Source organism: Candidatus Eisenbacteria bacterium, from assembly GCA_035577985.1.
Taxonomy (GTDB): domain Bacteria; phylum Desulfobacterota; class Binatia; order DP-6; family DP-6; genus DATJZY01.
Genome location: DATJZY010000184.1, coordinates 1 through 9,772, shown reverse-complemented (window position 1 = coordinate 9,772; position 9,772 = coordinate 1). Strand labels below are relative to the sequence as shown.

11 protein-coding genes are annotated in these 9,772 nt (G+C 67.4%); all 11 read right to left on the bottom strand.

Annotated features, from left to right (window positions below; genetic code table 11):
- Positions 1-290: 290 nt before the first annotated feature.
- Positions 291-1,073 carry an SDR family NAD(P)-dependent oxidoreductase gene (locus VMS22_25725; protein HXJ37443.1) on the bottom strand — a complete coding sequence of 261 codons (783 nt, stop codon included), beginning with the start codon at positions 1,071-1,073 and terminating at the stop codon, positions 291-293.
- A gap of 114 nt (positions 1,074-1,187) precedes the next feature.
- A complete protein-coding gene (locus VMS22_25720) occupies positions 1,188-1,721 on the bottom strand; it encodes a hypothetical protein (GenBank protein HXJ37442.1) in 534 nt (177 codons plus the stop codon).
- 202 nt (positions 1,722-1,923) lie between these two features.
- On the bottom strand, positions 1,924-2,913 hold the full coding sequence (gene corA, locus VMS22_25715; GenBank protein ID HXJ37441.1) for a magnesium/cobalt transporter CorA: 990 nt from the start codon (positions 2,911-2,913) through the stop codon (positions 1,924-1,926).
- A gap of 1 nt (position 2,914) precedes the next feature.
- Positions 2,915-3,403, bottom strand: coding sequence for a hypothetical protein (locus tag VMS22_25710; GenBank protein HXJ37440.1), 489 nt, complete (start codon positions 3,401-3,403; stop codon positions 2,915-2,917).
- A gap of 4 nt (positions 3,404-3,407) precedes the next feature.
- Positions 3,408-4,124 (bottom strand): carboxypeptidase regulatory-like domain-containing protein, encoded by a 717-nt coding sequence (locus VMS22_25705; protein HXJ37439.1) that lies wholly within the window; start codon positions 4,122-4,124, stop codon positions 3,408-3,410.
- Positions 4,125-4,165: 41 nt separating this feature from the next.
- Positions 4,166-6,955: a c-type cytochrome gene (locus VMS22_25700; protein HXJ37438.1), complete on the bottom strand. Its 2,790-nt coding sequence runs from the start codon at positions 6,953-6,955 to the stop codon at positions 4,166-4,168.
- Positions 6,956-6,965: 10 nt separating this feature from the next.
- Entirely contained in the window at positions 6,966-7,127 is a 162-nt protein-coding gene (locus tag VMS22_25695; GenBank protein ID HXJ37437.1) for a hypothetical protein, read from the bottom strand.
- A gap of 36 nt (positions 7,128-7,163) precedes the next feature.
- On the bottom strand, positions 7,164-8,000 hold the full coding sequence (locus tag VMS22_25690; GenBank protein HXJ37436.1) for a cytochrome C: 837 nt from the start codon (positions 7,998-8,000) through the stop codon (positions 7,164-7,166).
- A 3-nt stretch (positions 8,001-8,003) separates the two neighbouring features.
- Positions 8,004-8,174: a hypothetical protein gene (locus VMS22_25685; GenBank protein ID HXJ37435.1), complete on the bottom strand. Its 171-nt coding sequence runs from the start codon at positions 8,172-8,174 to the stop codon at positions 8,004-8,006.
- A gap of 7 nt (positions 8,175-8,181) precedes the next feature.
- Entirely contained in the window at positions 8,182-8,955 is a 774-nt protein-coding gene (locus tag VMS22_25680) for a cytochrome b N-terminal domain-containing protein (protein HXJ37434.1), read from the bottom strand.
- A gap of 4 nt (positions 8,956-8,959) precedes the next feature.
- On the bottom strand, positions 8,960-9,550 hold the full coding sequence (locus tag VMS22_25675) for a Rieske 2Fe-2S domain-containing protein (protein ID HXJ37433.1): 591 nt from the start codon (positions 9,548-9,550) through the stop codon (positions 8,960-8,962).
- Between the last annotated feature and the right edge of the window lie 222 nt (positions 9,551-9,772).

Genomic DNA, 9,772 nt, shown 5'->3' with positions numbered 1-9,772 from the left:
GTCGCGCCGCTACGCAGGCGCCTCCGCCTCGCCCCCGGCCACGCGACGTCGCGGCGGCGCGGCGCTTCGCTGGCGCCGTCGGCGAACGCTTCAGGAGGCAGTCGAGTCGTGGCGAGCGCGCATTGTTGGGGGAGTGTGTTGGTCGCGAGATCGGGGGCGTGGCGGAGGCGCCTGCGTAGCGGCGCGACGAAATGTGGGGCCGGGACGGATGGGGTGTTTTGTCGCGCGGCGGAGCCGAAGCCGCAGCCTCGCCCCCGATCTCGCGGCACCGACGTGCGGCGACGCCCGGGTCAGCGACCCGCCACGGCGGACGGGCGCTTGAACGCGGTCCAGCCGCGGTCGCAGGAGATCACCGCGCCGGTGAGGCTCGACGCCTCGTCGGAGGCGAGGAAGACGGCGAAGGCGGCGATCTCCTCCGGCGGCTGCAGCCCCATGGCGTGGTCGTGCGCGAACGCGTCGCGGAAGGTGTCGTTGCCGAAGATGAGCGCGTTCATCGGCGTGTCGACGTAGCCGGGGCAGATGGCGTTCACGCGGATGCCGAGCTGGCCGCAGCCGGGTGCGAGCGACTTCGTCAGCCCGGCGACGCCTGCTTTCGATGCCGCGTATGCGTCCACCATGCCGAGCGGCTGGATCGCCATGGACGAGGCCGTGTTGATGATGGCCGCTCCCGGGCGGTGCGCCATCACGGGAATGGCGTGCTTGCAGCATAGGAAGACGCTCGTGAGGTTCACGCGGATGACGTGATCCCAGTCGTCCTCGGCGATGTAGGGAGTGAAGCCGTCGCGCCCCACCGGGGCGATCCCCGCGTTGTTGTAGAGGATGTCGAGCCCGCCCATGGTGGCGACGGTCGTGTCGACGAGCGCCTTCGCGTCGGCGCGGCTCGCGGCATCGGCGCGCACGAACCTGGCCTCCCGCCCCTGGGCGCGGATCAGGCGGACCGTCTCCTCGCCTCCGGCGGGATCGACGTCGGAGACGACGACGCGTGCGCCCTCGCGGGCGAAGGCGAGCGCCCCGGCGCGGCCGAGGCCCGAGCCGGCCCCGGTGATGATCGCGACGCGGTCTTCGAGGCGCATGCGGCGCTCATAGCACAGGCGCGCCCGGCCGCGTCGAGACCGGCCCCGGAAACGGATCGGGCCGCTCGCCGATGGGCGAGCGGCCCGATTGAAAGCGACCCGGTATGGGGCCGGCTACTGGGCCGGGCACTCCTGCGGCGTGGCGCAGCTCGCGCACGCGGCCAGGCACTGGCTGAACGCCGTGTTGCAGGCGAGGAAGAGCTCGTCGAGGCTCGACCGGCAGTCGAGCAGGCACTGCAGGTTCGCGAGGCGACGCTGGTTCGCGCAGGCGTCGAGATCGGTGATCTCGCCGCGGTCGAAGCGCTCGCGGCACTCGTCGAGACCCTGGCGCAGGGTGTCCTGGCAGCCGAGGATCGGGGGCGTCACGGTGTCGTCACCGTTGATGCAGACCTGCTGCTGGGTATCGAGCGGGGCGCGGCAGGCATCGTTGGTCGCCTGACACGCCTGGGCGCAGGCGAGACCCGGCCCGAAGCACTGCGACTGACGGGTCTTGAAGTCGCTGACGCAGCCAAGGCGGCAGGTCTGGAGGGTTCTGCGCGCCGTCCGGATGCATTGCCGGCTCACGTCGGTCGTCGCGTGCGTCGTGCCGGCCACCACGAGCAGGGCGGCCAGTGCGGCCATGGCGGCGAGAGTTGTGCGTCGGATCATTGATCTCCTCCTTCGGGCGACGTTCGGACGTCCTGGGTCATAAAGCAGAGTCGGTGCCATGCTGGCAAGGGAAAACAGGGTAAAACCCTTGAGATATCGGGGGAAAACGTCCTCCGAACCCGTGCAACGACGCACCGTCTTGCACCGGCGCATCACTGGACGCCGGGGTCGTACGACTCCTGTCCGCCCGCCGCGGCACTCCCTATAGCCAGCCGGCTCGCTTGAGGCGCCAGTACATCGTGACGGCGATGGCCGCCATCGCCGCGAGCCCGATGGGATACCCCCACCGCGAGTGCAGCTCCGGCATGTACTCGAAGTTCATGCCCCAGATGCCGGCGAGCAGCGTCATGACCCCGAAGATGGCCGCCCACCCGGCGAGGGTCTTCATGACCTCGTTCTGCCGGATGGAGGTGAGCGACAGGTTCGCATCGAGCGCCGAAGAGAGGAGCTCGCGCAGGCTGTCCACGTGATCGTTGATGCGGACGACGTGGTCGTAGACGTCGCGAAAGTACGGACGGCACTCGTCGGCGATGAGACCCTGGTCGTAGCGGACCAGGCGGTTGCACACGTCCATCAGCGGCGAAACGGCGCGCTTGAGGCTGATGAGGCCGCGTTTCAGATCGTAGATGCGCTCGGTCGTGTCGCGCTGTGCGCGGCCGTCGAAGATGGCCTCCTCGAGGCCCTCGAGCTCCTCCTCGAGCGCGTCGACCACCGGGAAGTAGTTGTCGACCACGAAGTCGAGGATGGCATAGAGGACGAAGGCCGGGCCGTGGACGAGGAGGTGCGGCGTGCTCTCGCAGCGCGCGCGCACCTGCGCGTACGAGAGCGACGCTCCGTGGCGCACGGTCACCACGGAGCGGCTCGCCACGAAGATGTGCGTCTCGCCGAGGTCGACCAAGTGCTCGGTCGCGTTCCACGACGCCGTCCGGATCGCGATGAAGAGGCTCGCGCCGTACTCCTCGAGCTTCGGCCGCTGGTGGGCGCAGTGCGCGTCCTCGACCGCGAGGTCGTGGAGACCGAGCTCGGCCTGGATCTTCTTCAGGATGTCCTCCGACGGCTCGTGCAATCCGATCCACACGAAGTGGCCGTCCATGGCCACGTAGTCGCTGATGGCCTCGAGGTCGAGGTCGGCGACGCGGCGGCCGTTCGCATAGGCCGCGCAGTTGACGATCATGCCGTCGGCGGATGCCATCTCACGGCGTGGATGCCGTAGTCGCCTTGTTGCACGCCGTGAGGCAATCGTCGAAGCGCCCCATGCAGGCCTGCAGGGTAGGGGCGGCGTCGGCGGCGCACTTCTGCTTGCACTTGAGCGCCTTCACCTTGGCCGCGACCTGACACTTCTTCTGGTCGGGCTCGACCCGGCACTGCTGCATGTCGACCTTCTGGTCGCCGCCGCAGGCGAGCTTGCAGCCCTCCTGGTCGACCTGCGGCTGGGACCGGCACTTCGCCTGCTCGGCGATGCAGGCCTTGGGGCAGTCGGCGTGCGATCCGAAGCACCCGACGAGATCCGTCTCGAACCCTTCGCGGCAACGGTCGGTCGCCGCCTTGATGCACGTGCGCTCGTCGCCGCGCACGCGCTTCACGCACCGCCCGATCTCGGGATCGGGCTTCGCCTTGTCCGCGGCCGCCGCCCCCGGCGTGGCACAGGCCAGGAGCACGAGGGCGGCGACGACGCGGAGCACGCGCTCAGCCCTTCTTCATCTCCCAGGCGACCTTCGAGTCCTGGCCGCCCGTGACGGTGACCTTCTGGGTCGTCTTCCCGAGCACTTCGTGCCACACCTCGACCTCGTACTCGCCCGGCGGGAGCTCGGTGATCGTGAAATTGCCGTCCTTGTCGGTGACGGCGTAGTAGGGCTGGTCCATCGAGAGCCAGTACGCGTGCATCCACGGATGCGCGTCGCACTTGACGGCGATCGGCCACTCGGGCTTCTCGACCTTCCAGTCCGCCTGCTTCTGGAACTTCGGCATGGCGCGGTTTGCTTCGGGGTTCACCTTGCCCTGTACGTGCACGTTGTGCAGCACGCCGTCCGGGTTCAGCACGCGCACCGTGCTGCCGGCGGGAAAGGCGAGCACGTGCGGGTTGTACTCGCAGCCCTTCTGGTCGAACACGACCGGATCGGTCGGCACGGTCAGCGGCTTCCCCTTGGTCGCCTTCACGACCACGACCGCGTTGGCGAGGCCGCCGTTCGCGCCGACCAGGAGGTCGGGCTTGGTCTTCTCCTTGCCGCACGCGTCGTTGTCCTTGGTCACCTCGAACTTCTCGGGCGCGGGCGCGGTGCCCGCGAACTTCACGGTGCCCGACACCGAGCCGCCGCCGGTCACGGCGCCGCCTTCGTAGGCTCCCGCCGTGCCCGCGAGGGCGAGGGCGAGCACCATTCCCGTGTTGAGAATCGTCCGTCGCATTCCATATCCTCCTTGGGGTCTGTTGGCTGATCGTCTGGACGCTACTGCGTGGCTCCGGGTCCGCTCGCCACGGCCGCGGCCTGGGTCGGCTTGGTCTCGGGGAGCCCGAGCGAGAGCACGTATTCCTGGAGCGCCTTCATCTGCTTCTCGTCGTCGCCGCCCAGCACGTCGGGCGGCCCGTCCGGATTGTCCGGGTCGGCGTAGAAGCTCGGCATCTTCGTGCCGGGCAGCAGCTTCTGCGGATCGTGGATCCATTCGAGGATCCACTCCGGATAGAGCCGCTGGTGGGCCATGGCGAGGTTCGGTGCCCAGCTGTCGGGTGACCCCTCGGGGGTCTGCGAGCCGCGCACGTGGCAGCTGAAACACTGGAAGACGTCGGGCGAGGCGAGCGTCTCGCCCGCCTTCACGAGCTGCGGATCGAGCGTCGTGCGATCGACGTACGTGTACGGCACGGTCTTGTGGTCGACGGCCGCGAAGTAGCGCAGCGCCGTCTCGGTCTCGTGGTCGTCGAGGCCGAACGTGGGCATGCGCACCTTCAGCCACGGCCGAATCGGCGTCGGTGCCTTCAGGAACCGGAAGAGCCAATTCGACTGCACCTTCTTCCCCTCGCCTCGCAGGTTCGGCGGCGCCATGCTGGGCGAGTCCTCGTAGAGCCGGCGGATGTTGCCGCCCCGCTCCTCGATGATGTGGCAACCGGTGCAGTTGTAGCGCGCGATGAGACGCCGGCCGTCGACGATGTCCTTCTCGTCGGCGCGCTGCGAGCGATACTTCGCCGGCACCTTCTGCTCGGTGCGGCTCGCGAGGAACACCTTCAGCGCCAGCACGTCCTCGTCGGCGAGGTCGAAGCGCGGCATCACCTGCTCGATCCACTTGGTCGCGTAGCCACGCGGCTCCTTCAGCTTGTGGATCGTCCAGGTGTCCCAGTCCTCCTTCAGGTCGGTGCGATCCCCGAAGAAGAGCTCCTCGTGCGTCTTGCCGCCGAACGACGTGAGCTCGGCGCCGATGCGCGATTCGTTCTCCATGCCGGGGATGTCGTGGCATCCCGGGCACCCGTACTTGCGGACGAGCTTCTCGCCGGCCGCGATGTTCGCGGGATCGGTCAGCTGCTTCTCGAGCTCCGCATCGGCCGGGCTCTTCGTCCCGAGCGTCACCAGGTACGCCGTCACCGCCTGCGCCTCCTCGTCGCTGAGCCGCAGGTTCGGCATGCGGGCGACGCTGGAGTAGTGCCGTGGGTCCTTGATCCAGTGGTATATCCAGCGCGCGTCGGTCTTCTCCGAGATCTTCGAGAGGTTCGGCGCGATGTCCTTGTTGGCGCCGAGCTGCCCGGCCACCTCGTCCTCGGCGAGCGCGTGACAGGCGCGACAGCCGAGCTGGTCCATCAGCTCGCGCCCGCGCTTCACGTGCACATCGTCGGTCGGGACGGCGACGGCCGGGTTGTCGTCGAGCCACTTGTCGCTCGTGTCCTTCGTGGTGCTGAGCAGGTAGGCCGCGATCTGCATGGCGCTCTGCTCGTGACCCTCCTCCTTGAAGAGGAAGTTCGGCATGCGCGTGCGCGGCCGGTAGGCGTGCGGGTCGGCGATCCAGCGCACGAGCCACCCGTGGTCCGCCTTGGCGCCGATGCGGCGCAGCGACGGCCCGACGATGGAGATGCCGTTCTCCTTGGAGAGCTCCTCGTAGCCCTCGGCCAGGTGGCAGCCGTGGCAGCCGAGCTCGACGAAGAGCTTCTCGCCGCGAGCCGCGGTATCCGCCCCCTCGAGCCCGTCGAGCGCCGCGTGACACTTGATGCAGTTCGTCTGGATCTTCTCCTTGCGGAAGAGCGCGTGCTCCTCGCGCAGGTGCATCGCGTGCTCTTCGCCGGTCTCGTCGACCCAGCCCGCGTGCGCGGCGCGATCGCTGTTCACGGCCGGCCCGTCGCCGTTGTGGCACGGCGTGCAGCCGAACTTGTCGTACGGATGCTTGCCCAGGTACAGCTCGCGCTTGGGGTGGGTCTTCCACGGGTTCGCCTGATCTTCGAACCCGGGCTTGTCGATCGCGGAGTGGCACGACACGCAGCGGTCGACGCGCGCCACCGGCTGGAAGTAGTTGTTGCGATCGAACTCCTCCAGCACCACCTGCTGGATCTTCGGGATCTTCGGCTGCCAGTCCATGCCGAAGTACGGCGCCGAGTCCTTCGGGCCCGGCAGGTAGCCGAGCGAAACGGTCTCGAGCTTGCCCTGCAGGTCGTCGCGCTTGGCCGTGAGCTTGCCGAGCGCCTCCTCGGCGACGAGGAGCTCGCGCTGCTTCGCCTTGATCTCGTCCTGGGTGTCGGCGATCGCCTTCTGCGACTCGTCGTAGATGCGCTGGCGCTCGGCCTTGGTCTGCTCGCCCTCGGCGATCTTCTTCTCCCAGCGCTCGACCTCCTCGGCGTGGCCGTGGTGGAGCGCCTCGTCGTGGAGATAGCGCCACTCCTCGAGCTCGCTCTTGATGAAGCGCAGGCTCAGGTCCTTGCCGAGGTCCTCGCGCGTCAGCTGCGCGACCTTCGCCTCGAGCGCCTTGATCTCCTGCGCGACGTCGCCGCCGGTGACGCGCGCCCGCGCTTCGTTCACCTTCTTCACGGCCTCCTGATAGGCCGGGTCGGCGTCGAGCTTCGCCTGCTCGTCGGCGATCTGCTGCTTCACTTTGCCGATCTCGAGGCGCGCGAAGCCGGCCTGATACTTCTTCCACGGCCGGCGAAAGATGTTGTCGTCGGCGACGGCCCACAGGCCTCCGACGAACAAGAGGAGCGAGAGGATCAACCACACCGCCCCGTAGGAGCGCTTCTCGTCATCGGTGACCGAAGTGCGTCGTGCCATGCTGTTCAGCTCATGCCCTTCGCTCGAGCAGCCGGCCGACGAAGAAGAATCCGAGGCCCGCGAGCGTCAAGTACAATTCCTTCCACATGTCGTCCCGCACCATCCCGAGGTACAGGCCGAGCCCCACGTCGGCGAACCCGACCGCCTGTAGAACCTTCGCGAAGTAGAACACCGCGGCTCGCCATTCCTCGGCGCGGGACCACCGCGATCAGATGTTGATGCTGAAGTACGGCGTCTTCAGCACCATCACGTACTTCAGGTTGAAGAGATGGCGCGCCAGCATCTTCGCCACCGTGGCCCACATGTTCACCAGCAGAAACCCCGTGAGAAAGAAGCGCGGCCATCCCCACCGCTCCATGAAGTCGTCGAAGTCGTCGCCCTTCACCACCTTGCACATGTAGTAGAAGGCGATCATCGATCCCACGAGGAAGAGCACGACGACGACCGCGCCGACGATCGTGGCGGTGGTCTCGTCGCGCACGCCGAGCATGAACGGAAGATCCTTGTTCGTGAGGGACTCGACCTTGTGCGGATCCCACTTCTCCCAGAACCAGAACCAGTTCCAGCCGGGTCCGCGCAGGAACGTGCCGATGATGATCAGCGACACCCACAGGATGTGGAACCCCAGGATGAAGGTCAGGAGCTCCCACTTCCGCTCCCGCCAGCAGTAGTAGCCGTTCCCCTTCGGATTGATGTCGATGTACGGGATGACCATCAGCCCGACGATGATGAGGCTCGGCAGCACGACGCCGGCGTGCCAGGGGTCGAAGAAGACGAGCATCTCCTGCAGGCCGAGGAAGTACCACGGCGCCTTGGACGGATTCGGCGTGCGAGCGGGATTCGCGGGTTCCTCGAGCGGCGCGTCGACCAGGAGTGCCCACACGACGAGGAAGAGCGTCACGATGATCGCGCACAGGAACTCGGCGCGCACGAGGTGCGGCCAGGTGTGCACCTTGTCGTCGCCGGGGCCGGTCGCCTTCTTGAGGGTCACCTCGACCCGCTTGCCGGCGGGGGCCAGCGGGGCCTTCGCTTCGGGCGTCGCCATCGCTCAGCTCTCCTCGGCGTCCTCGCGCTCGGCCGACTTCTGCGCGGAGCGGAAGAGCAGCGCGAGCACCATCATGAACAGGAACGGAATGACCATCACGCGGCCGCCGGGGACGACGTACGAGATCCCGGCGAACACGAAGTAGACCACGGCCCAGCGAATCGCCGACGGCATCATGCCCTCAGAGGCTCGGCCCCGAGAAGCCGTCGCGGCGGATGCGCCAGAAGTGGACCGCGAGGAAGAGACTCGTCACGAGCGGGATGAAGATGCAGTGCAGGATGTAGAACCGCATCAGCGTGTGCGGCCCGATCTCGCCGCCGCCGAACAGGAAGGCGCGTGCGTCGTAGACGTTGTTGAGGCCCGGGACGAGCTCGTGGCCGGGCCCCTCGTGCCCGAGGATCGGCGTCGCGCGTCCCATGTTCGATCCGACCGTCACGGCCCAGATCGAGAGCTGGTCCCACGGCAGCAGGTAGCCGGTGAACGAGAGCAGCAGCGTCAACACGAGCAGGATCACGCCGACCACCCAGTTGAACTCGCGTGGCGGCTTGTACGAGCCGGTCATGAAGACGCGGAACATGTGGAGCCAGACGGCGATCACCATGGCGTGCGCCGCCCAGCGGTGCATGTTCCGCATGAGCATCCCGAACGGCATGTCGTACTCGAGGTACTTCATGTCGGCGTACGCGTACTCGGCCGTGGGGCGGTAGTAGAACATGAGGTAGACGCCCGTGACGGTCGTCACGAGGAACATGAGGAAGGTGATGCCGCCCATGCACCAGGTGAAGCGGATGCGCGTCGCATGCCGGCGCACCTTGGACGGATGCAGGTGGAGGAAGACGTTCCCCGAGACCATGAGCACGCGATTGCGCGGCGTGTCGTCGTAGCCGTGGCGGAAGATCGACTGCCACACCGGCGATTCGGTGATCTGCTGCTTCAGCTCGTCCCACTTGCTCATCGGATCACACCTTCAGGTAGGCACCGGGCTTGTCCCACTGCCCCTTCTCGAAGAGGTACTTGACGCTCTTGTCGATCTGGATCTGACCGTCGTCGGCCTTGGTGATGCGCAGGCGCTCGAGCGGTCGCGGCGCCGGGCCCTCGAAGTTGATGCCGCTCTTGTAGAAGCCGCTGCCGTGGCACGGACACTTGAACTTGTTCTCCGCCGGCAGCCAGCGCGGCGTGCACCCCAGGTGGGTGCACTTGGCGAAGAGCGCGTACATGCCCTTCTCCTCGTGGATGATCCACACGCGCTGGTCCTTCTGGAACTTGGTCGACACCTCGCCGATCGGGAAATCGGACGGGACGCCCGCTTTGAACGTCGAGGGCGGCTGGAAGAGGATGCGGGGGAACGCCGAGCGCACGGCGGCGAGCAGCGTCAGGCCCGAGAAGGCGCCGAAGATGCCCCAGCCGAAGCGTCCGAACACGTCGCGCCGGGACCACAGGCTGCCCATCGCGGCCTTCTCCTTGGCGCGCTTCCCCCGCTCGAGCTGCTGCTCGATCCGGCGCTGATCGGCGACGAGCGCCTTCTCTTCGGCAGAGCTCGGCTTAGCCATCGGTCCTGCTCCCCCAGCGTTGGTTGTCGCAGAGAGCCCGTGGACCCTCAAAATGAAATTCGCTCAGCGCATGCATTAGCGGGACTCCTGCCCTTTCAACGTCGTACCAGGACCATGACGATGCCCCAGAAGCCCATCACGAGCGACACCGCGAGGAGCCCGAGGCCGACCGGCGCGAAGAGGAGGCACATCGGGAGGGCGACGACGAAGAGCAGGATCGCC